Source organism: Marinobacter sp. ANT_B65 (genome assembly GCF_002407605.1).
In the GTDB taxonomy this organism is placed as follows: domain Bacteria; phylum Pseudomonadota; class Gammaproteobacteria; order Pseudomonadales; family Oleiphilaceae; genus Marinobacter.
Genome location: NZ_NXGV01000003.1, coordinates 89,266 through 109,023 on the forward strand (window position 1 = coordinate 89,266; position 19,758 = coordinate 109,023).

Annotated in this window: 24 protein-coding genes, 1 tRNA gene and 1 pseudogene; 2 read left to right on the plus strand and 24 right to left on the minus strand. The window is 49.1% G+C overall.

Features of this window, described 5'->3' with window-relative positions; all coding sequences use genetic code 11:
- Positions 1–81: 81 nt before the first annotated feature.
- The 7 genes from CPA50_RS13500 to CPA50_RS13550 all read right to left on the minus strand — a co-directional run bounded on the left by CPA50_RS13500 (position 82) and on the right by CPA50_RS13550 (position 4,966).
- The gene (locus tag CPA50_RS13500) at positions 82–558 is read right to left on the minus strand and encodes a GNAT family N-acetyltransferase (RefSeq protein WP_227519657.1); all 477 of its coding nucleotides are present in this window, start codon (positions 556–558) and stop codon (positions 82–84) included.
- Positions 559–767: 209 nt separating this feature from the next.
- Complete coding sequence (locus CPA50_RS13510) at positions 768–1,013, minus strand: type II toxin-antitoxin system CcdA family antitoxin (protein WP_096783068.1); 246 nt, start codon at positions 1,011–1,013, stop codon at positions 768–770.
- A 190-nt stretch (positions 1,014–1,203) separates the two neighbouring features.
- Positions 1,204–1,605, minus strand: a complete 402-nt coding sequence (locus CPA50_RS13515; protein WP_096783069.1) for a GFA family protein — start codon at positions 1,603–1,605, stop codon at positions 1,204–1,206.
- A 114-nt stretch (positions 1,606–1,719) separates the two neighbouring features.
- Positions 1,720–2,121, minus strand: a complete 402-nt coding sequence (locus CPA50_RS13520) for a GFA family protein (protein ID WP_096783070.1) — start codon at positions 2,119–2,121, stop codon at positions 1,720–1,722.
- Positions 2,122–2,722: 601 nt separating this feature from the next.
- Positions 2,723–3,151, minus strand: a complete 429-nt coding sequence (locus CPA50_RS13530) for a LysM peptidoglycan-binding domain-containing protein (protein WP_096783072.1) — start codon at positions 3,149–3,151, stop codon at positions 2,723–2,725.
- Positions 3,152–3,797: 646 nt separating this feature from the next.
- Positions 3,798–4,196, minus strand: coding sequence for a GFA family protein (locus tag CPA50_RS13540; protein WP_096783074.1), 399 nt, complete (start codon positions 4,194–4,196; stop codon positions 3,798–3,800).
- A 485-nt stretch (positions 4,197–4,681) separates the two neighbouring features.
- Positions 4,682–4,966 carry a hypothetical protein gene (locus CPA50_RS13550; protein ID WP_096783076.1) on the minus strand — a complete coding sequence of 95 codons (285 nt, stop codon included), beginning with the start codon at positions 4,964–4,966 and terminating at the stop codon, positions 4,682–4,684.
- Between the two features lie 110 nt (positions 4,967–5,076).
- Here CPA50_RS13550 and CPA50_RS13555 point away from each other — a divergent pair, with 110 nt between their 5' ends.
- Positions 5,077–6,102: an IS110 family transposase gene (locus tag CPA50_RS13555; RefSeq protein WP_096783077.1), complete on the plus strand. Its 1,026-nt coding sequence runs from the start codon at positions 5,077–5,079 to the stop codon at positions 6,100–6,102.
- 356 nt (positions 6,103–6,458) lie between these two features.
- On the opposite strand, the gene CPA50_RS19700 is transcribed toward CPA50_RS13555, so the two are convergent.
- The 4 genes and pseudogenes from CPA50_RS19700 to CPA50_RS13580 form a co-directional block, all read right to left on the minus strand.
- Entirely contained in the window at positions 6,459–6,923 is a 465-nt protein-coding gene (locus CPA50_RS19700; protein ID WP_227519658.1) for an excalibur calcium-binding domain-containing protein, read from the minus strand.
- 99 nt (positions 6,924–7,022) lie between these two features.
- A pseudogene (locus CPA50_RS13570) lies at positions 7,023–7,847 on the minus strand (IS3 family transposase); the annotation flags it as partial.
- On the minus strand, positions 7,832–8,203 hold the full coding sequence (locus CPA50_RS13575) for a transposase (RefSeq protein ID WP_096783079.1): 372 nt from the start codon (positions 8,201–8,203) through the stop codon (positions 7,832–7,834). The gene CPA50_RS13575 and the pseudogene CPA50_RS13570, both read right to left, overlap by 16 nt.
- Before the next feature lie 77 nt (positions 8,204–8,280).
- Positions 8,281–9,150 (minus strand): DUF3553 domain-containing protein, encoded by an 870-nt coding sequence (locus tag CPA50_RS13580; protein ID WP_179397233.1) that lies wholly within the window; start codon positions 9,148–9,150, stop codon positions 8,281–8,283.
- 601 nt (positions 9,151–9,751) lie between these two features.
- Between CPA50_RS13580 and CPA50_RS13590 the strand changes: the two genes are divergently transcribed.
- A complete protein-coding gene (locus CPA50_RS13590; RefSeq protein WP_096783082.1) occupies positions 9,752–10,777 on the plus strand; it encodes an IS110 family transposase in 1,026 nt (341 codons plus the stop codon).
- A gap of 736 nt (positions 10,778–11,513) precedes the next feature.
- Here CPA50_RS13590 and CPA50_RS13600 read toward each other — a convergent pair.
- The 13 genes from CPA50_RS13600 to fabZ form a co-directional block, all read right to left on the minus strand.
- Positions 11,514–12,500, minus strand: coding sequence for a hypothetical protein (locus tag CPA50_RS13600; protein ID WP_096783084.1), 987 nt, complete (start codon positions 12,498–12,500; stop codon positions 11,514–11,516).
- 90 nt (positions 12,501–12,590) lie between these two features.
- Positions 12,591–13,031 carry a hypothetical protein gene (locus CPA50_RS13605; protein WP_096783085.1) on the minus strand — a complete coding sequence of 147 codons (441 nt, stop codon included), beginning with the start codon at positions 13,029–13,031 and terminating at the stop codon, positions 12,591–12,593.
- A 113-nt stretch (positions 13,032–13,144) separates the two neighbouring features.
- Positions 13,145–13,429 carry a hypothetical protein gene (locus tag CPA50_RS13610; RefSeq protein ID WP_096783086.1) on the minus strand — a complete coding sequence of 95 codons (285 nt, stop codon included), beginning with the start codon at positions 13,427–13,429 and terminating at the stop codon, positions 13,145–13,147.
- A 71-nt stretch (positions 13,430–13,500) separates the two neighbouring features.
- Positions 13,501–13,758, minus strand: coding sequence for a hypothetical protein (locus CPA50_RS13615; RefSeq protein WP_096783087.1), 258 nt, complete (start codon positions 13,756–13,758; stop codon positions 13,501–13,503).
- 86 nt (positions 13,759–13,844) lie between these two features.
- Positions 13,845–14,219, minus strand: coding sequence for a hypothetical protein (locus tag CPA50_RS13620; RefSeq protein ID WP_096783088.1), 375 nt, complete (start codon positions 14,217–14,219; stop codon positions 13,845–13,847).
- A gap of 81 nt (positions 14,220–14,300) precedes the next feature.
- Complete coding sequence (locus CPA50_RS13625; protein ID WP_096783089.1) at positions 14,301–14,927, minus strand: DJ-1/PfpI family protein; 627 nt, start codon at positions 14,925–14,927, stop codon at positions 14,301–14,303.
- 102 nt (positions 14,928–15,029) lie between these two features.
- A complete protein-coding gene (locus CPA50_RS13630; protein WP_096783090.1) occupies positions 15,030–15,359 on the minus strand; it encodes a hypothetical protein in 330 nt (109 codons plus the stop codon).
- A gap of 90 nt (positions 15,360–15,449) precedes the next feature.
- Positions 15,450–15,947, minus strand: coding sequence for a hypothetical protein (locus tag CPA50_RS13635; RefSeq protein ID WP_096783091.1), 498 nt, complete (start codon positions 15,945–15,947; stop codon positions 15,450–15,452).
- 543 nt (positions 15,948–16,490) lie between these two features.
- Positions 16,491–16,567 (minus strand) — tRNA-Met (locus CPA50_RS13640).
- Between the two features lie 67 nt (positions 16,568–16,634).
- Positions 16,635–17,324, minus strand: a complete 690-nt coding sequence (gene rnhB, locus CPA50_RS13645; RefSeq protein WP_096783092.1) for a ribonuclease HII — start codon at positions 17,322–17,324, stop codon at positions 16,635–16,637.
- Positions 17,325–18,506, minus strand: coding sequence for a lipid-A-disaccharide synthase (lpxB, locus tag CPA50_RS13650; RefSeq protein WP_096783093.1), 1,182 nt, complete (start codon positions 18,504–18,506; stop codon positions 17,325–17,327).
- Between the two features lie 20 nt (positions 18,507–18,526).
- A complete protein-coding gene (gene lpxA, locus CPA50_RS13655) occupies positions 18,527–19,318 on the minus strand; it encodes an acyl-ACP--UDP-N-acetylglucosamine O-acyltransferase (protein WP_096783094.1) in 792 nt (263 codons plus the stop codon).
- Positions 19,318–19,755, minus strand: coding sequence for a 3-hydroxyacyl-ACP dehydratase FabZ (gene fabZ / locus CPA50_RS13660; RefSeq protein WP_096783095.1), 438 nt, complete (start codon positions 19,753–19,755; stop codon positions 19,318–19,320). The genes lpxA and fabZ overlap by 1 nt, the downstream gene beginning before the upstream one ends.
- Between the last annotated feature and the right edge of the window lie 3 nt (positions 19,756–19,758).

The window sequence follows — 19,758 nt, forward strand, 5'->3', positions numbered from 1 at the left end:
TTGCATCATACGCGCCCATGGAATGGAGCCGAAGGCACAATGCAGTGGGCGTCGCCATACCTGCGCGGGCTATGCTTTGAATCAACTCCCAAGATTCAACTTCATTTCCAACAGAGAGCCTCGAAAGCCAAACTTCTCGTAAGCTCGAACCGCAGAATTATTCTCCGCGTACACATCAAGATAGAAGTCCGTCACTCCTCGTTGCTGGCCCCAGTTGACCAAATCTTGCAAGATAACCCTGTTTAGCCCGAGCCCTCTGTACTCCTCTGCCACATACATGAAGCCCAAATATCCATGATTATCGTGGTCCAGGGCGGGCTTTGAGTGGCGTATTTGAACGTACCCTGTAGCGACAATGTCGCCAGAAACTTCTCCAACAACCAACCTACTATCACGATCTGAAATCAGCTTTTCGATGTCATAGTAATAGGCGTCTTTCTTTTTAAGCGACGTGTTATAAGGTCGCTCTGCGTCAACCACTTTCTGTTCCAGTGTAACAAGAGAACGGTAGTCGTCACCCCTTGCTTCCCGCAGGATCAACTCATCTAAATTCATCATTACTCCAGTTTCGATAACTCAGGATCATACGCCTGCATAAACGGCGACTTTTACGCAACGAAGCGAAGAAAAAGCCTCCCGGTGGGGGCCCATCAGGCCGGAACGAGTTTAATGGTTAGGCAACTGTGGCACGCCACTGAGAAGGTCTGATTGAACGTCCAATAGAAAACCAGTTCCGCCCTTATTTTCGAAGACATCAAAACGAGCCATCAGAACTGACGATGCTTTGCGAGAGGCAAACCATTAGCCTCAACATATGCGTTCGAGCTTACGAGGGCATTGGCATTATCTTTCTGCCAACTCTCTTGCTTATAAAGTTTCACGGCTTCGGCGATCCCAGCTTCTGCCGACCGCGATACATTAATTCCCAAAACCTTAGCCTCTTTGAGAAGGGCGCTGTCCAGCGATAGGTTTGTTGGCTTTCGTATGAATTTGGTGGTTTCAGCGGCGTGCATGGCTCAGTCCTCATAAGAAATCACACACCAATAATATGCGCATACTCTATGCCCATCTACCCTGCAGTTTTAGTGCTGGCACAAGAGAATTCTCGGGGTCAGTAGCATAACGCTTGGCTTTGCAGCGGCGAGCGTAGCGAGTCCGGCGCCGATAGGCGCTAACTGCCACGGTTTGTTATGTGATAACTGCTCACTCTGGCAGCCCCTCGAATTCTGGCAAGTCCCCTAACCCCTCGTCCCAAACAGCTTTGCTAGATGTAAAGATGTGAGCTGTTGGCGAGATTGATACTTCCGTATCCAAACACCCAGCGGGAATAACTAGAAGACCTGTGTCATGAGTGCTTGGCAATGCTGAACCGCAAACCTTACAAAAACTTTTTTTGTGGCGAGTACCTGCAAGCGTGAAGGTAGTCACAGAATCGGAACCCGCCAACCAAGTCAACTTAGCTGACTTCGAAAATAAGTTGGCCGCATGAGCAGACCCGGTATCCCTTTGACAATACTTACAATGACACAGGTAAAAGCCATCGAAATTTCCTTGCACTTCAAATTTTGCATTGCCACACAGACAAGAACCAAAATAATGAGTCATCAAGTTTCCCTATGTTGGCTATAGTTCAAGCGCACATGACGCCAATATTAAGCGGCGCCCGGCTAGGGCGTCCGGTGGACGGCCGCCAGGCCGGAAATGGACTTGATTGATTTGTTAAATGTCGTCGCGCCATTCGCTATGCTTACACACCCTATCGTACTCAAGCCATGGCACATCGTGCGACACCCAGATATGGGCCTCTGGCTTCAACCCGGGATCATCGTCCAGAGTGGCGACCCGAACAATTACGTGTGGCTGTGCAGGCCTCTCGGCGACCAAATGAGAACCACAGCGTTTGCAAAAATGGCGCAATTTTCCAGGAGATGATTCGAACGTAGAAATAGAATTTATGCCGCTGAGCCAGCGGAAGTTCTCGCGCTTTACTCCAGCCGTGGAGGCAAATGGGGCCGCATGGGCTTTACGACAAGTCTGACAATGACAATGCACAATCGGCATATCTAAAGGGTCGATTTCGTAACTTATCTCGCCACACAAACAGCTTCCCTTCAGCCCCATAGGGGATCTCCTTTTGTACATTTAACGCCTTGCTCAGCGGAAAAATGCGAGCGTGAGCGAGTAGTTTTTCCGATGAAGCAACTTGTTAGGCACATTTCAGAGATGCCATGGTTCTATCGCCATTGTTTAATTATTTTAACTCAGTTATAAAATTATCTAGTAGAGCTGTTTCAGTAATAAAATATAACTGGGCTTAACTAGAAACACTTTTTATACCGAAGTCCTCGAACTCTGACTGAGCGTTGATAATTACATTAATTTTACCTCTGTCTTGGAAGTGTAATCTTGCTACAAAAGCACCATGAGCATACTCAGGACCAAAGATACTGATCATAAATGACACCCCCCTACTTTTTATGAGTTTTTCAAACTCACCCTTCGAGTCGGCGTCGCATTGCTCCTTCGTTGTCTCACTTCGTTCGGCCGGGCGGTTTTTCATCAAAAATTCTGTAGGTTGAGCTGAGGCACGAAGCCCAATAGATTGTTTTAGATATGAAAAAGTTGGGCTACTTATCGTTAGACCAACCTATCTAGCGAATACAAAACACCCCCAAAAGGTGGGGTGTCTTTTAAAAATCTATAAATAAATTCTGAGTTAAAATTATAGAATTCTCAATATCTGTCCAATACGTATGTTGTTTATATGCTTAATCTGATTCAATTTTGCAAGCGTCTTCACACTAACTCCAGTTCTTGCAGAAATAAGTGACAAATTATCACCAGAACGAACAGTATAAAATTGTTGTTTAGTCTTAGCAGGCTGTTTTACCACTATCTTTGTAACGACAACCTTCTTGGCTGGGATACTTTTAACAACAACTTTCTTGTTAGTACTCTTAACGTTCTTAGTAACGACTACTGTCTTCGCATTATTCTTGCTAACGTTTTTATTTACCTTCTTTGTATAAGTAACTTCATTTTGTTGTTTATGGTTATTAGATCCGCCGTTGTTATCCGCTGATACCACGCCTGCAAAAGTTAAAGCCAAAACCGAAAGAGCTGTTACTAAAGTTAATTTTACGTTTTTCATTTTACTTACCCTTGATTAAATTTATTGATTTAAATTCGTTTGTTGCTTTTGTTCAAACATTGAAAGTATTTTACACCAGATAAATGCAAACTTAGGTAAAGAGAAAGTAAAGAGAAAGTAAAGAATAATTGGATCAATGCATGGATTCCTTCTTGATAGAAACATAACGCCTTGGCTTTGCGGCGCACCGGAGCGCCAGCGTAGGAGCGTCCGACAACAGCCGATTGTTAAGAGGCCGGCCCCTGGATTTGTAGCCAACCTTGGTGTTCGCAGTAGGTGGCGAAGTCTTGGTAGTTTTCATTGATCCACATTTCATCAGGGTGATCATGGAAGCCTAGGATTCCAACATCCCCATCCCGAACTTCTAGATTGGTACAGTTGCGAATGCCCTTTTGGGTAAGCCTACCCCGCTCGGAGAAGTCGGCAACCACACCATTATCCATTACCACGCTTGGCTCAGACGCGACCTTTATCGCGTACAAGCAAATACTGCGATAGTTTTTGGGGAGCACAGGAATGAGCCTGAATGATCCTCTCCGCTTCCAGAACATGTTGCCTCTTAACGCTTGCAGCATGCGCGCCCACGCAATGGAGCCGAAGGCGCAATGTAGTGGACGTCGCCGTGCCTGCACTTGTTATCACTGACTCAGTCGTATTCCGCATTCTGAGGCAGATCGTCCGTGATATTGAACCAGGGCGCCTTACTGCCAACGTACACGTGGCGCTCCGCTTTAACTCCCGGGTCGGTATCAAGTGTTCCAAGTGGGAAACCATAGACCTCGGGGGCTGCATCGAATTTAGTGTAGAGGCTAGAGCCGCAGTTTGAGCAAAAGCCTTTGTGCTCACCCGGGGAGGATTCGTAGAACTTCAGTAACTCCTCACCTTTGACGGTGTTCCAATCCGAGGACCGCACCTTAGCCCGCGTTCTGAACGCCGAGGCATGAAGCTTCCGGCACATTGAACAGTGACAGTTCAGAACATCCGTCAGAGGACCATTGATTTCGTACTGAATACCCCCGCAGAGACAACTACCTGTTTGCTTCATTTATTCACCTCCTTGTGTGATAACGCTGAATGTTAAGCGGCGCCTGCGGAGCGCAGCGTAGTAGGCGTCCGGCGGACGGCCGCCAGGCCGGTAGCAAACTTAAACGACTGGTTATACATAGGACTACCACCAACTCCAAACCTTGCCTATAGCACGCCAGACACCCGCGAGAATAGACGGAAAAAGCTTCGGGAGCAGCAATGCCAAGACAGCAAATATGATGATACAGCTGACAAGGTAGCGGCTACTGAGAAAGCCATCCCAATAGACGGCCAACTCTAAATTGACCCAGAGCCAAACGAATGCCGCTGTTGGGATAGAGAAAAACAGTGATGCAAAAAGGCTGATCAACCTTGTTTCAATCGGCCCACCTTGGCCACGATTCCTTGCCATGATCTAAGAACATTCCTTGTCTATAACGCCCAAAGCAGCGGCGGCGAAGCCGTCCAGCCCGCAGGGCGATGCTGCCTTTGTTTGTTAAATGCTTACCCATATTTCTGCCAGTATGCCTTAATCTTTTGATATTGTTCAGGTAGGTTTTCTTTTGCCTCTGCAACTGACGAATAGTCTGAATCTTGTTCAGTCTCCCAGCTTGCGTCACAGCTAAAGCGGTACACGATATCCGAATCATCGTGCTTACATATCGCCAAACCAAATATTTCTGAGGCAACTTCGCCGGATTCATAGCGGAGTACACCAAAAGGCTTATCACCTGACCATGCCCACTCCAAAACTTTGACTCCGTCTATTTCTTTTGGTGGCTTACTCATCTTTCACCTAACACTTAACGAATGATATGGACTCCCCCTGCTCCCATGGCATCAATCATGTGCCACATTGAAGGTGTAGTCAGACTTCAATCAGAAGAGGGGGAGTCCTCATGAATGTTACAACTATTGGCATCGATCTGGCGAAAACTGTGTTCAGTATTCATGGCACCAATCAATACGGCAAGGTCGTGGTTCGCAAACGGCTTAATCGCCCTAAACTGCTGGCGTTCTTTGCACAGCTGCCACCGTGCCTGATCGGTATGGAAGCCTGTTCTGGTGCCCACTACTGGGCACGGGAGATGACCAGGCTCGGCCACGATGCCCGGATCATTGCCCCCCGCTTTGTTGCCCCCTATCGCAAGAGCAGCAAGAACGACGACAACGATGCCGAGGCCATCTGCGAAGCTGTCGGTCGACCCAATATGCGTTTCGTAGCGATCAAGACCGAGGATCAACAAGCGGTACTTTGCCTACACCGCATTCGTCGTGGGCTGATCAAAGAACGCACGGCCCAGATCAACCAGATTCGTGGACTGCTGGCTGAGTTCGGGCTGATCATCCCTCAAGGGCGCTATCACGCTCGACACCGGATTCCAGAAATCCTGGAGGATGCCGAAAACGGCTTACCCATGCTGGCAAGGCGATTACTCAACAACATCAACCNGCGCATCCTACAACTTGATGAAGAGATCCTGGCTTATGACAGGGAAATCGAAGCCATGGCCCGGCGTGATGAGCAAGCCAAGCGCCTGATGGCTATCCCTGGCATTGGACCACAAACCGCGACAGCCATTCTCGCCAGCGCTCCTGATCCCAGACAATTCAAAAGCGGACGACATTTTGCCGCCTGGCTGGGTCTGGTGCCCCGGCAATATTCGACGGGTGGCAAACCCCGATTGGGCAGAATCACCAAGCGCGGAGACAAATATCTTCGAACGCTGTTAATTCATGGCACCCGNGCAGTCATAGCGAAATTATCCGATAAGAATGACCGGCTAAGCAGTTGGGCCAAAGAGTTGGTAGAGCGACGTGGGTACAAGCGGGCAGCCGTCGCGTTGGCAGCGAAGAATGCCCGGATTATATGGGCACTGCTCATGAATCAGACAGAGTTTAAAACGCAGCCTGTGGAGGGCTGATAACCGAGCAACGACGACAGGCAGAGCACGCCTGCCAACCGAGTCTTGCAACGGCATGCGATGACGGAACGGTCAGACCGAGGGTGATTGAACCTGTTAAGCTTTGCGGCTAGCAAAAGCCGGCTAACGAATAAGGTCATCACTCACACGCATCATCATCCTGGCCCGGGCAAAAGCGCCCACACAGAGGCCGAATGTAGAGCTGCAGTCTCAAACCGATTCGAAATCAAATGGCGTTGCTTGACCGCAGGGGGAGTCCATGTAGCTGAAATAAGCGGCGGCCCGACAGGGCCGTCCGGTGGAGGCCAAAGGCCGGAACGAACTTAATTGACTTGTTAGAACGTACTCCGCAAAACCTAAAATCTTGAATCGTTCTCACAAGGTACGCCGTCACGATCGCCATCCATTTTTGTGTTGGGGCAGCTTTTGTTGAAGAACTCGGCTTCAGCTCTTGAACGCATTTGGCTGCAGTGTTGCCTGCCATCACACGTGAATCGTTGATTCTGTATATTGGATGAGTCTCCCCACGAAATCATCGGTGTGGAATTATCTATGCCGGCCAAGGTTGATTTTACCGATGAGGGCAGTGTTATTCCGCCATTCACGTAGGCAAAGCCCACAATTATCAGCAAGCCGAAGACCTGTAGCTTGAATGGGCCTTTCGCATCATGCCAGTGAAGGATCAAATAAATTATGCCAACTGGCGCAAGTAATAAAACGCCAAGCCCCCAGAGTATGTGGGTTCTAAAAGCCGCGATCAGCAAGCCAATTCCACCGATAATGAATATGCCTAGACCGGCATATAGAAGTATCTCGATCACTCTCAATTCCTTTTGTGCGTTCTAACGCTTTGAATAAGCCGCCGTTTGGAGCGCCAGCGCAAAACGGTGGACTTCCCCCAATAAAATGGACACGCCCCATCAGTTAATTCCCTCGAACTCTATCGGAGTCCGGTAACCAAGGCTACTGTGCAGCCGTAGGCTGTTATAAAAGCCATCAATATAGTCTTTTATATGTTTCCGTAACTGCCGCATCGTCACAAAACTCGTCGCATGCAGCAATTCTCCCTTGAGGGTTTTGAAGAAGGATTCCACCTCNGCGTTATCCGTACACTGACCCGGCCGGTTCATGCTATGGCGCACGCGGTTCTGGTTCAGAAATAGCTGAGTTTTATGAGCTCGGTATTCCGTGCCTCGATCCGTGTGGAACAGCAATCCGGCTCCCGGTTGCCTCACTGCAAATGCTTCCCGCAGCGCGCCTTTGGCAAGTGCCGCATTCAAANTTTCATCCAAGCGCCAGCTCACGATCCGGCGCGAGAACAGATCCAGAACGACAGCCAGGAACACGTGCTTTCTGCCAAGCTTGATGTAGGTGACGTCGCTGCTCCATTGCTGATTCACCGCAACGGGCTTTTCAACGCTCAAACGATGATTAGGGAGGGCTTTGAGTTCTTCACGGCGTTTAGCCATTCGACGATACACTCGCATCACACGCGCTTTCATACCCCATTCCTGCATCAGGNGCGCCACACGATTCTCACCAACCTGTTCGCCTTCCCGATGCAGTGCCTGATAGACCCTGGGGCTGCCGTAGCGACCTTTGTTACTGTCGTAGATGCGACGGATCTTTAGTAACAGCTCCGCATTCTCCGCAGCCCTCTGACCGGGTTTGCGGTTTACCCAGGCATAGTAGCCAGACCGAGAGATGTTCAGGTGACGACACAGCGCTTTTATGCTGTATTCCCGTCGGTGTTTCCAGACGAACCGGAACGCTTCCGTCGTTCCTCGGCCTGAAAACGTTGAAACTTTTTTAGGATGTCATTTTCCTCCTGAAGCTCCGATACGCGGCGTTTCAGGCGGGCAACCTCATCCTGCTCCTGTATTTTCTTCTTGGCGTCTGCTGGTGCTTTCTTGACCCGTTTCATGACGAACTTTCCTTCACGATATTCCTTGCGCCAGCGTGACAGCATGAAGGGGTGAATACCTAGCGCTTCGGCAACGCTTTTGACGCTGCGGTGGGCCTGGTGACTCCACTCCACCGCTTTGACTTTGAACTCAGTGCTGTACTGCTGGGTTTTCTTCCCCGTGATCATCTTCGGCATCGGTTATCTCCTCCTGCGGAGTTATCGATGCGTGTCCACTAAACTGGGGGAAGTCCAGGTCCGAGTTTATGGCCTTGTTATACGCCACCATACGTTCCGGGTGCAATGCACCACATGAAAGATTGAACATCAATCATGTCTCTTGGTTTCAACTCCGATATTTCAGACCTGATATATTCTGAAAAGCCAAGAACCGACTTGTAAGTGAGCCAATTCAACTGCGGCTTGTAATTTACCTCGTAACCACACAACTCTGACGAATATTGAGTAATAGTTGGTTTTACAAACATATACTTGTCAGGGTGAATTATGAACAAGAAATAAGATGCAGTTGTCCATTTGGCGGCATCAATATATTCGAGAACCTTGGCAAAATCAGCAAACCGTTTCTCTAATTCTTCCTCACCATAGAGCAGCGAATATAAAGATTTACTGAATTTCTTCTGAGCCTCAGAAGCTTGCAGCCCATCCTTTAATGACATTTTTTCATTGGGGAATATTAGATTCGTTGCATTGGCAACCTTTAATGCACGTTTCACTATTTCAGAGTAATCTTCTGATTCCAATAGCCCGAAAAAAGCCTCTTTTCCTAAAAGATCACGGGCTAAGGCATGGGCTTTTTCTTTGTAATCCCTTTCATGCTCCTTGAATTTTTCGCCGTAAAAGCCTTCTGGAAATTCCTCTAAGAAAAACTGTATGGATTGAGGGAGGCTTTGATATTTGATGCCGCTTGAGGATTTGCTGATTTTGAGATTATCAAGGACAGCGTTATTTGCCTCGTTACCTTCTACTTTGATTGGCTGAACGTATTGTAGAGATAATGTCTTTTCTCCGGCACCAACAAAGAACACACGGACTGTGGCTCCGTTACTATTTTCGAGAACTTCACCAAGCCCCCAGTCTTCTTTGCTTGGGTGCTTGACTCTATCGCCTTTCTTATATTCCATGCGCTGTCCTCTTTTGCGCATAACGCTTGCATAAACGGCGCCCGACTAGGGCGTCCGGTGGAGGCCCATCGGGCCGGAACGAATTTAATGCACTGGTTATATTTTTCTACCGAATTTGAAAATTGCTATACCAATGAGAAACGACACAAGCGCCCAAAGCGAAGCCAACGCCGCAACCCCCAAAGCCTCCGCAAGACCAATAGCGCTTCCGCTTACGATGCTCACGCCAGTAAAGCATAGCAAAGTCAAAGCGATTTCTCGGCTGGTGGTGTCGCCTCCGCGGCGGACTACGAAAATATAGTGCGCAACAAAAACCGAGAGAGCAGAGATTCCAGCACAAAGACTGGCAACGAAAATCAAAAGCTGAAAAACACCGATACACCCAAATTTTGGGTCACATGATTGAGTCAGATAGAGGTGACCAGCGTTCCAGAGAGTAACGGGGGCCAACACAGCGAAAAAGACCAATGCTGCGATTTTAAGACTTACTCTCAATTTCTCTCCAAATATAACGAATGATATGGACTCCCCCTGCTCCCACGGCATCTATGTGCCACATTGAAGGTGTAGTCAAACTTCAATCAGAAGAGGGGGAGTCCTCATGAATATTACAACTATTGGCATCGATTTGGCGAAAACTGTGTTCAGTATTCATGGCACCAATCCATACGGCAAGGTCGTGGTTCGCAAACGGCTTAATCGCCCTAAACTGCTGGCGTTCTTCGCACAACTGCCGCCGTGCCTGATCGGCATGGAAGCCTGCTCGGGTGCCCACTACTGGGCTCGTGAGTTAACCAGGCTTGGCCACGATGCCCGGATCATCGCACCCCGATTCGTAGCGCCCTACCGCAAGAGCAGTAAAAACGACGACAACGATGCCGAGGCCATCTGCGAAGCTGTCGGTCGACCCAATATGCGTTTCGTCCCGATCAAAACCGAGGATCAACAAGCGGTACTTTGCCTACACCGCATTCGCCGTGGGCTGATCAAAGAACGCACAGCCCAGATCAACCAGATTCGTGGGCTGCTGGCTGAGTTCGGACTGATCATCCCTCAAGGGCGCTATCACGCTCGACATCGGATTCCAGAAATCCTGGAGGATGCCGAAAATGGCTTGCCCATGCTGGCACGGCGTCTACTCAACAACATCAACCAGCGCATTCTCCAGCTCGACGAAGATATTCTGGCTTACGACCGGGAAATCGAAGCGATGGCCCGGCGCGACGAACAGGCCAAACGGTTGATGGCCATTCCAGGTATCGGGCCACAAACCGCCACTGCGATATTGGCCAGTGCGCCCGATCCCAGACAGTTCAAAAGCGGACGACACTTCGCCGCCTGGCTGGGGCTGGTACCCAGACAATACTCGACCGGAGGCAAACCCCGATTGGGCAGGATTACCAAGCGCGGGGACAAATACCTGAGAACACTGCTCATCCATGGCACTCGAGCGGTGATCGCAAAACTTGCCGATAAAAACGATCGGCTCAGTGGCTGGGCCAGAAATCTGGTGGAACGTCGCGGATACAAACGAGCCGCTGTCGCATTAGCGGCCAAGAATGCGCGAATTATATGGGCGCTACTGATGAACCAGACTGAATTTAAAACACAGCCTGTAGAGGGCTGATAACCGAGCACCAACGACAGGCAGAACACGCCTGCCAGCCGAGTCTTGCAACGGCAAGCGATGACGGAACGGTCAGACCGAGAGTGATTGAACCTGATAAGCTTTGTGGCTGATACAAGCCGACTAACGAATGAGGTCATCACTCACACGCATCATCATCCTGGCCCGGGCAGCAATGCCCACAAAGAGGCCGAATGTAGAGCTGCAGTCTCAAACCGCTTCGAATTCAAATGGCGTTGCTTGACCGCAGGGGGAGTCCATGTAGCTAACGTTTAGCGGCGCACATGTAGCGCAGCGAAGTGGGCGTCCGGTGTAGGGCCGGAGGCCCGGAACGAACTACAACAGATTGTTAAAAATTCTAGATCAGCACAACCGCAAGTAGACCAACATTCCGACGGGAACCGTAAAGATAAAGTACAGGGTAAGGCGAAGCCAATCCCTCGTACTAGTCCAGATGAACATGGGCAAAAAAAGGTAAATGCCCACACCAAAATAAAAAATCCACCCGAGAACTAGTATGTCTACGACCCTTGCGACCAAATCGTTTCTAGTGGCAGCGTAGGAAAAAATCGCAACCGCACCAATTGCGGAAAATGGGTATAAACCTCTCGCCCAGAGGCTGAAAACTCTATCTGCTGTATCGCTCATCTAAACTTTTAACGCTGGCATAACGGGCCGGTTTGTGGAGCACCAGCGGAACAAACCGGTCCCGTTGATGCATTGGTTAGACTCTATACTAGCCTCTAAGCTCCCAGGCTTCTAAAGGCTTGAGCAATAACTCCCCATTATGATCAATCATCCATGTCGGCACCAAATTTGGCTCTGCAAACCACGTGGTGTTCTCTCCGCCTTCTGGCAACCAAATTCCAACATGGACTTTGAGAAGCTCAGAAAAATCTTTTTGAGACCAGTCGCGAATGTAAAGTCCTCCGAAAACCTCAGTTAATACCTTCGAAACGTCGGGATCATTTTTTGAACTGATGTATTTTATCGGTGTATCAATGAGGTAGGCCTGATAAGTTACCTTCGCGTACAGTTCGTCGAATTGAATCGGATGCAATTTTCGTCCGCACACCTTGGTCACGTAGCGTCCAAAGCTGTCCTTATTCACGCCACCATCTTCTAAGGCCACTATCACCCCAACGCTACCCATACGAATAGCTACTGTCATGTTGTGAAAGTTATCGCGAAAATCGAAATCCCGACCTGGCCCCAAGTTGTGAAGATTGCAAACTAAGACAGAATACGGGGGCCGATCTACAAACTCATGATTTCCTAGTATCCCTTGTAGAAACAAATGAAGATTTGAAAAAAAATCTAAAGCTTTTGGAGGGACGATAGGTTCAGAGAAGGTCTTGGTTCGATCTCGCTTTAGCTGAATTTCCTTTCGTAGAATTCCGTAAAAGAGTTTGCCTACCCATAGATACCACTGATGCTTCTCTAGACGGCAACACGCTTCATATCCTGACGTAATAGCTGATGCTACTCGGCTTTCGAGCTGCGCTAATTCGTTGTTGTTGCATGAAGAGCAACATGGAATTTTGAGACTTTTGTATGGGAACGCTGTTCCATTGAGTAAATCTAGTTTTTTATTCCAGAGATCAAACTTTGTCTGCAACCACTTGGGGAACACATGTTCTGCTGTAATCGCCTCCGACTTGGCTCCACATAAGAAGCAACAACTATCGTCTGTTTCCAGCTTACTGAACATAGGATCCGACATTCCCCAAGTAATCCTTTCAGTCTAACGCCTGTGTAAATTGCGCATTGAAGCGCAGCGTAAATGCGTCGATTTGACACACTTGTTAGCTGTCTAGCTATTACGGGAATATAGTTTTGATGCGATGAATGACCCAATAACCATCTCAGTCCATGCTAGAGGGAACACAATAAAAGCTGTAGACCAATCGCCTAACCCGCTATTAACTGTAGCTATCCAGAAAATACCTATCGTTGCGAAACTCGTTGTTGTACCTGAAATTACAATTGATTTTAAATTATTCCCAAATACTTGAGCACATAGCCAAAAAGTAAACACTAAAATAGCAGTTAGGAGAGTATCCCAACCACCCCAAACTAAGGCTATTCCTATATCGAATTTATCAAGTCCATTTAAGATCACACGCCCATCAAAGAAAGCTTCCATTCTTGGGAATGCAACGAAAAGTGCTCTTAACACTTCACCTATGTGTATCCAAATACTGGTAATGAGTGTGACGACTATAAATTGCTTTGGTATAAATTTATTTTGCATAAAACTCTACTCTTTGATATGGGAATGACAGCTAACGCCGCCAGCATGCGCGACTACGAAATGGAGGCGAAGCCGCAATGTAGTAGGCGTCGCCGTGCCTGGCCTTGTTAAATTCAGCCTGACTGATTGCCATAGAGCCGAGCCCCATGAACGATGTGCACATAGAAAAGAAGCGGCACAAAAATCAGAAAAGCCAAACCAACGATTCCCTGATGCTCTAGGGCCTGTCGATAAGTCGGCTTAACAGATCCGAAGGAACCGATGTAAAAAACCAGTCTCGATACTGTAACAAAGGGCCAGGCCACAACCAGAAACATCATCCAAAGCACCGAAGCAACTACGAAAGATTGGGCAAGCGACTCCAGCGTGCTGACGAATCCCGATCCAGTGTCTTGCATAAGCTCCCTTAAATTTAATGCTGAACGAAGCGGCGCGCCTCACGCGTCCGCCTTCCGTGACTGGTTAGGTTTCAATCGTCGAATACCATGTTTAGCAGGACCCATTCGATTTTGAAGCCCTGGACTATTCCCACCCCAGAATCTAGACCTGATTCTAGAATCAGATCAATCGCTTCATCCTCAAGCGGATCATCGAATGGCTCACCAGAAGTGTGACGTGAAGAGACATCTACATACTCATCATCTTCGAACTCGGTATGCAGTTCATATGTACAAAGAAGCGCTTCATTTTTATATATCGAGACCCGGAAGTCTTTATCTAAACTCACCTTTTCATCCTTTCACCGTAAACATCCGGTTGAGAAACCTAAACGCGAAAAGCAGCGGCGCAGCATGCGTCCGCTGACTTGCCTGGTTAATGGTCACCGACTCGAGACCATACATACTTGTTGACAACGAAGGGGGAGAGGACTGACACGATGAATAATACTATCAGCCCAAACGCAACTCCCCACTGGTCAAGAAAGTCATAAACCGAGCAAAGCTGCCCATACTGACTGTAAAGACAGTGCGAGGGTGCGACTTTCGCAAGAAAAACCTCCATCGGGATCGCAACGATCGCCCCAACAAGAATATGGAACCCGTAACCGAGACAGCCGCTCGAAAACGCGAACCAACCGGGCTTAGCCACGCCTTTTACCTTGGCGAATAGGTATGCCCATCCCACCGGAACCCACACCGCTGCCACGAAGCCAATACTGACAGCGACCGCTGGCAGAACTACATCCATAGGAACATCCTTGTACCATTAACGCCGTGGTAAGCCGCCGGGACGAAGCGCAGCGTAGTACCGATCGGCTTCACCTACTGGTTAACTGCGTTTTAGGTACGCCGGTGCGTCCGGATGCAGCTCGAACCCACCATAATTAGTTGAGGCGGGATAATACTCAGAGTTGAATTGCACCTGTCCCGCTACTTCGTCTCCAGCGATACTCGCTATAAAAGCAAGCATAAGGTCAATTCCCGCCGATACGCCCGCAGACGTCCATATATTGCCGTCCCTGACAAAGCGTTTTTCCATCACTTCCACATTGCCTAAAGCCCTTAAACGACCAAGCGAGGCCCAATGCGTTGTTGCCTTTCTATTCGCCAATAACCCGGCAGCGTGAAGAATAAAGGCGCCGGTGCATACGGAAAGTACGGCCTGACAGTTTCGTGCCTGACTCTCGACAAACTCCAATAGAACCCGATTTTGAACCTCCTTCCTTGTTCCTTGGCCTCCCGGAACTAACAGGTAGTCAAGCTTCGGGCAGTCTTCGAAAGAAATCTCGGGGTTAATAGACAAACCACGAGCGCAGTTAATAGCAGTTTGTGACTCACCAACGATGAAGCAATTTTCAGGGACGTCAGCAATTTTGGACCAAATTTTGAGAATCTCCCACGGCCCAACGAAATCGAGCTCTTCCACGCCATGAAACACTAAAATACCAAAATTCATGCCCACTCCTTGAGCAGTTAACGCTTGCAGCATGCGCGCCCACGGAATGAAGCCAAAGGCGCAATGTAGTGGGCGTCGCCGTGCCTGCACTTGTTATGAGTTTTACGGAATTGGCGCATGCTTGATCCAATAAGGAGCCATATAGCCAAGCACACCGCCGACCAACGCGCCCACTAAAAGGGCCTCGGCGCTGCCCATAAAAATCAGCCCGATTAAGGCTCCTGACATTGCCCCTGACAAAAGCTCATAGGCCCAAGCATGCTTGAATGCCTTTGGCTCAATTGAAGGTGCAGCTAACAATCCCAGAAATATGCCGACTACAACTACGGCAATCAGTCGGGGCCAATCACCAAAATAGAAAATCAGCGAGAGAACCGAAGCGAACCCTGCGAAGCATAAGACGGAAATTGAAATAACTTGTAGCTTAGACATAGAGTTCGCTTTTACTCATAACGCCGCAATAAAAGGTGAGCGTAGCGAGTCCAGCCCACGGCTTTTCGTGGGCGTTTTTTCATTGCCTTGTTATGTTTTTGGTTCAACGGTAAAGCCTGCATATACATTATTCATTCGTTTGGCCAAATTTGCGCAATAACCAAAATACTTTATTGTCTCCAGCTTGCTCATATTAGCCGTTCCTGGGTAACACAAAGATATAAAGTAAACTTTAGTTTCAGGAAGAATTGCCACACGAGAGACAAATTTCTTTGCCACCTGATCGGCTCGATGTTTATCGAGTTCAATAGCTACAACTGTGGACTCGTTGCTTCCGAATATATCAATGGAGTCTCTGTTTGACTTACTGGGAGAGTATTCCAGCTCCCATTTGACCGATGAAATATTAGACTCTAAAACACTACATATGGCGCTCTGGAACCTTGCAACAATAGCTTTTTGATCAGATTGACTTTGGCCAATGTGATTTGAAAAATACTCGTTGCAGCCCACACTTTCAATTGCGCTGATAATGCTTTCAAGAAATGCATCACTGCTTGTAGATTTCACTTGTAAATGTGGATGCATATCTCTCACTTAGAAAACATAACAGCTAATTCAACGACAAATGACATCTATCCAAACGCGTCTATTTCCCAGCGTTGCACATGCCACCCACCAAATTTTTCTTTGTTATCAGAAAACTACCTACCCTGAAAGATAGTCTGGCTGGAAATATGCGTCAATTGTCGGATTTCACCCAAAATATCTGTTCGCTTATTCCCAATCGCTCACCAGTAACTATTCCATATTTTTCATAAGGTTGTAAGCAGCACACTCTCAAAACCATGACGTTTTGCGACAATTGTCGTATATCTCCGCTTTTCACCACGCAATTAGAGCGGATCATGCTACGGCTCCTGGAGGGTGGGGAAGCGCTCGCCAGCATTCAATATCACGATTTCCACGGGCATGAGCCAACGCGAGATTGCGGTGTTTCTTAAACGATGGCGAATATAGACGGCTTGTAAGAACGGGAGGGGGCAGATCAAGGCCAGATACAGAGGAATTTACAGGCCGGGAAAGCAAAAAAGGCAAACCAGTAAAATACTGATTTGCCTTTCTCTTATATGGTAGCGGGGGCAGGATTCGAACCTACGACCTTCGGGTTATGAGCCCGACGAGCTACCAGACTGCTCCACCCCGCATCAAACTTGTTGTTGCCGGGTCACCCCGATCAACGTGCGCGTATATTAAGGACTGGCGCAGACTTTGTCAACCGCTGTTTTCAAACAGATCAGTTGCGTAGTGCAGAGGCTCTTCCATCAATGGGCCCTGGGCTTTGAAAAAACCCACCTGCTCTATTGCCTCTTGTACCGGTCGGAAGGATTTCCTGTGTTCCTGAGTCGCGCCCAGGCGGAACAATGCTTCCAGATGTACGGGGGTGGGATAGCCCTTGTGTTTAGCCAGGCCATAACCCGGATATTCCAACTCCATCGCCTCCATCTCACGATCCCGCGTTACTTTGGCAAGTATCGAGGCCGCACTAATGGCCTCTACCCGGCTATCACCTTTTACCACCGGTTCGGAGGGCCAGTGCCACTTCGGGCATTTGTTTCCGTCTACCAGCACGTATTCGGGTGCCACACCTAACCCCGAAACGGCGCGTTCCATGGCGATCATTGTGGCTTGGTAGATGTTTACCTTGTCAATTTCATGAGCTTCACAACGCCCCAAAGACCACGCGGTTGCGTGTTCGATAATCTGGTCGTAGAGAGCATTGCGTTTTTTCTCTGTAAGCTTTTTTGAATCCGCTAACCCGGCAATAGGCCTGTCAGGATCCAGAATCACGGCGGCAGTCACAACTGCGCCGATGAGCGGCCCACGCCCTACTTCATCCACGCCGGCCAGAAGCCGCCCCTGATACGCACACTCAAAAGGTGGCAATGCTGGTGCACGGGCCATTCAATGGGTTCTCTTTTCAAGAAGCGATGAGATTGCCTGAGCCGCTTTTTCGTCGGCATCCTGCTTCAAGGTGTAGTGAAGTTCCGAAAATGCCTCCACCAGCCGGTCACGTTCCTGCTGGTTTTCCATTCGCTCCAGCACAGCAGCCCCAAGAGACTCTGGTGTAGCATCGTCCTGCAATAGCTCGGGAACCAGAGGCTGCCTTGCTAACAGGTTTGGTAATGAGACGTATGGCACTTTCACGAGGCGAGAAACCAATGCATAGCTAAGGTTGCTTAACCGATAACCCACTACCATGGGCTTCTTCAGCAGCATCGCTTCAAGGGTGGCTGTTCCGGAAGCCAGCAATACAACGTCTGAGGCGGCCATAACCTCACGGGAGCGCCCCCTCACGATAGTAACCTGCAATTTCACTGCAAGCGCTTCAATAAGGTCCCGAACCTGTTGTTCCCGTTCACGATTCACACAGGGAATAACCAACTGCACATCGGGGCGCCTGGACTGTATCCAGCGAGCAGCTTCCAGAAACAAGGTGCCAAGACGCTCAACCTCTCCTGCCCTGCTACCAGGTAACAAGGCAAGCAAAGGTACATTCTCATCAAGCCCCAGTTCCTGGCGGGCTTTGCCTGTCTCGGGGATAACAGGGATTCGATCGGCAAGTGGGTGCCCTACAAAGGCTACGGGCACCTGGTGCTCCTCATAAAACCTTGCTTCAAAAGGCAACAGGGTAAGCATGAGGTCCACTGATTTCGCAATCTTGAAGATCCGCTTCTGGCGCCAGGCCCAGACTGAAGGGCTCACATAGTGAACAGAGGGAATGCCCGCCTCACGGCATCGCCGTTCTATAGCAAGGGTGAAATCGGGAGCATCAATACCGATAACCACATCCGGTGGTGTGGTAAAAAAGTAGCTCAGCAACCGGGACCTGATCCGGAAAATCTCACGAATACGGCCAAGCACCTCTACCAGCCCCATAACGGACAATCGTTCCATAGGGACCAGAGAGTGGAAACCTTCGGCAATCATTTCATCACCACCGATACCAACAAACCGGGCGTTGGGGTAGCGGTGGCGGAGCGAGCGAATCAGGCCGGCACCAAGGATATCTCCCGATGCCTCACCCGCAATTATTCCGAAGGTTACTTTGCGGTCGCTGACAACAGCAGCAAGGGAGTGATCCATTGGCCGGGGCTCCTGCCTGCTCAGCGGATAATTCCGCGATGAGCTCCGCGCAGGGAGTCAATCAGTACGATGACTTCCGGCGTATCGGCATAGGCCTCTTCCAGCCTTTCAACAGCCTGTTCTGTGGTCAGACCCTGGCGGTAGATAACCTTGTAAGCACGCCGCAGAGTCATCAGCACTTCCTTGTCAAAACCACGTCGCTTCAGACCTTCCACGTTCATTCCGTGCGGTTCCGCCGACTGGCCGGCAGCCATCACATATGCAGGAATATCCTTGAGCACAATACTGCCCCCGGCAGCCATGCTGTGAGGCCCTATATGACAGAACTGATGAACCATGGTGCCACCGCCCAGAATGGCGTAGTCGCCCACTGTCACGTGCCCGGCCAGGGTTGCGCAGTTTGCAAGTATAGTGTTGTCACCTATATTGCAATCGTGAGCCACATGCACATAAGCCATTAGCAGATTATTGCTGCCAATGCGGGTTTCACCCTTGTCCTGCACTGTGCCCCGGTGAATGGTGCAATTCTCCCGGATAACATTGTTATCACCGATAACCAACGTGGTTGGCTCTCCGGCATACTTTTTATCCTGGCACTCTTCACCAACGCTAGAAAACTGGAAAATCCGATTATTACGGCCAATTACTGTAGGTCCCTTCACAACAACGTGGGAAAGGATTTCTGTACCTTCGCCAACCTCAACGTCCGGGCCAATATAACTCCACGGGCCAACCGTTACGTTTTCCCCAAGTTTGGCTGACGGGTCTACAATTGCCTGAGGATGAACACCCGACCAGTCATTTGCTGCCATTAAACTTCTCTCTCAGCGGTCAATATCTCTGCCACGCATACGACCTCACCATCGACCAGTGCGCGACAATCAAATTTATAAACACCACGTTTGCCAGAGATCAACTCCGACTCCATACACAGACGGTCCCCAGGTATAACCGGGCGCTTAAACCTCGCCTTGCTCGACCCTGCCAGATACTGGACCACTCCGTCCGAGGGCTTCCGCCCGACTGTCACAAATCCAAGAATGCCAGAAAGCTGTGCCATGGCTTCAATAATCAGCACACCGGGCATGATCGGGTTTTCCGGAAAGTGGCCAGTGAAGAACGGCTCATTGAAAGAGATATTCTTGTAGCCTTTAATCGATTTGGACTTTTCTACCTCGGTAACCCGGTCTACCAGCAAAAACGGGTAGCGATGTGGCAGATATTCCAATATTTCATCGATGTACATCATGTT

Excerpts from the sequence above, each read along its gene's own strand:
- CPA50_RS13500 (WP_227519657.1), bottom strand. The coding sequence starts at position 558 with ATGATGAATTTAGATGAGTTGATCCTGCGGGAAGCAAGGGGTGACGAC.
- CPA50_RS13510 (WP_096783068.1), bottom strand. The coding sequence starts at position 1,013 with ATGCACGCCGCTGAAACCACCAAATTCATACGAAAGCCAACAAACCTA.
- CPA50_RS13515 (WP_096783069.1), bottom strand. The coding sequence starts at position 1,605 with ATGACTCATTATTTTGGTTCTTGTCTGTGTGGCAATGCAAAATTTGAA.
- CPA50_RS13520 (WP_096783070.1), bottom strand. The coding sequence starts at position 2,121 with ATGGGGCTGAAGGGAAGCTGTTTGTGTGGCGAGATAAGTTACGAAATC.
- CPA50_RS13530 (WP_096783072.1), bottom strand. The coding sequence starts at position 3,151 with ATGAAAAACGTAAAATTAACTTTAGTAACAGCTCTTTCGGTTTTGGCT.
- CPA50_RS13540 (WP_096783074.1), bottom strand. The coding sequence starts at position 4,196 with ATGAAGCAAACAGGTAGTTGTCTCTGCGGGGGTATTCAGTACGAAATC.
- CPA50_RS13550 (WP_096783076.1), bottom strand. The coding sequence starts at position 4,966 with ATGAGTAAGCCACCAAAAGAAATAGACGGAGTCAAAGTTTTGGAGTGG.
- CPA50_RS13575 (WP_096783079.1), bottom strand. The coding sequence starts at position 8,203 with ATGCCGAAGATGATCACGGGGAAGAAAACCCAGCAGTACAGCACTGAG.
- CPA50_RS13580 (WP_179397233.1), bottom strand. The coding sequence starts at position 9,150 with ATGGAATATAAGAAAGGCGATAGAGTCAAGCACCCAAGCAAAGAAGAC.
- CPA50_RS13590 (WP_096783082.1), top strand. The coding sequence starts at position 9,752 with ATGAATATTACAACTATTGGCATCGATTTGGCGAAAACTGTGTTCAGT.
- CPA50_RS13600 (WP_096783084.1), bottom strand. The coding sequence starts at position 12,500 with ATGTCGGATCCTATGTTCAGTAAGCTGGAAACAGACGATAGTTGTTGC.
- CPA50_RS13605 (WP_096783085.1), bottom strand. The coding sequence starts at position 13,031 with ATGCAAAATAAATTTATACCAAAGCAATTTATAGTCGTCACACTCATT.
- CPA50_RS13610 (WP_096783086.1), bottom strand. The coding sequence starts at position 13,429 with ATGCAAGACACTGGATCGGGATTCGTCAGCACGCTGGAGTCGCTTGCC.
- CPA50_RS13620 (WP_096783088.1), bottom strand. The coding sequence starts at position 14,219 with ATGGATGTAGTTCTGCCAGCGGTCGCTGTCAGTATTGGCTTCGTGGCA.
- CPA50_RS13625 (WP_096783089.1), bottom strand. The coding sequence starts at position 14,927 with ATGAATTTTGGTATTTTAGTGTTTCATGGCGTGGAAGAGCTCGATTTC.
- CPA50_RS13630 (WP_096783090.1), bottom strand. The coding sequence starts at position 15,359 with ATGTCTAAGCTACAAGTTATTTCAATTTCCGTCTTATGCTTCGCAGGG.
- CPA50_RS13635 (WP_096783091.1), bottom strand. The coding sequence starts at position 15,947 with ATGCATCCACATTTACAAGTGAAATCTACAAGCAGTGATGCATTTCTT.
- rnhB (WP_096783092.1), bottom strand. The coding sequence starts at position 17,324 with ATGGCCCGTGCACCAGCATTGCCACCTTTTGAGTGTGCGTATCAGGGG.
- lpxB (WP_096783093.1), bottom strand. The coding sequence starts at position 18,506 with ATGGATCACTCCCTTGCTGCTGTTGTCAGCGACCGCAAAGTAACCTTC.
- lpxA (WP_096783094.1), bottom strand. The coding sequence starts at position 19,318 with ATGGCAGCAAATGACTGGTCGGGTGTTCATCCTCAGGCAATTGTAGAC.
- fabZ (WP_096783095.1), bottom strand. The coding sequence starts at position 19,755 with ATGATGTACATCGATGAAATATTGGAATATCTGCCACATCGCTACCCG.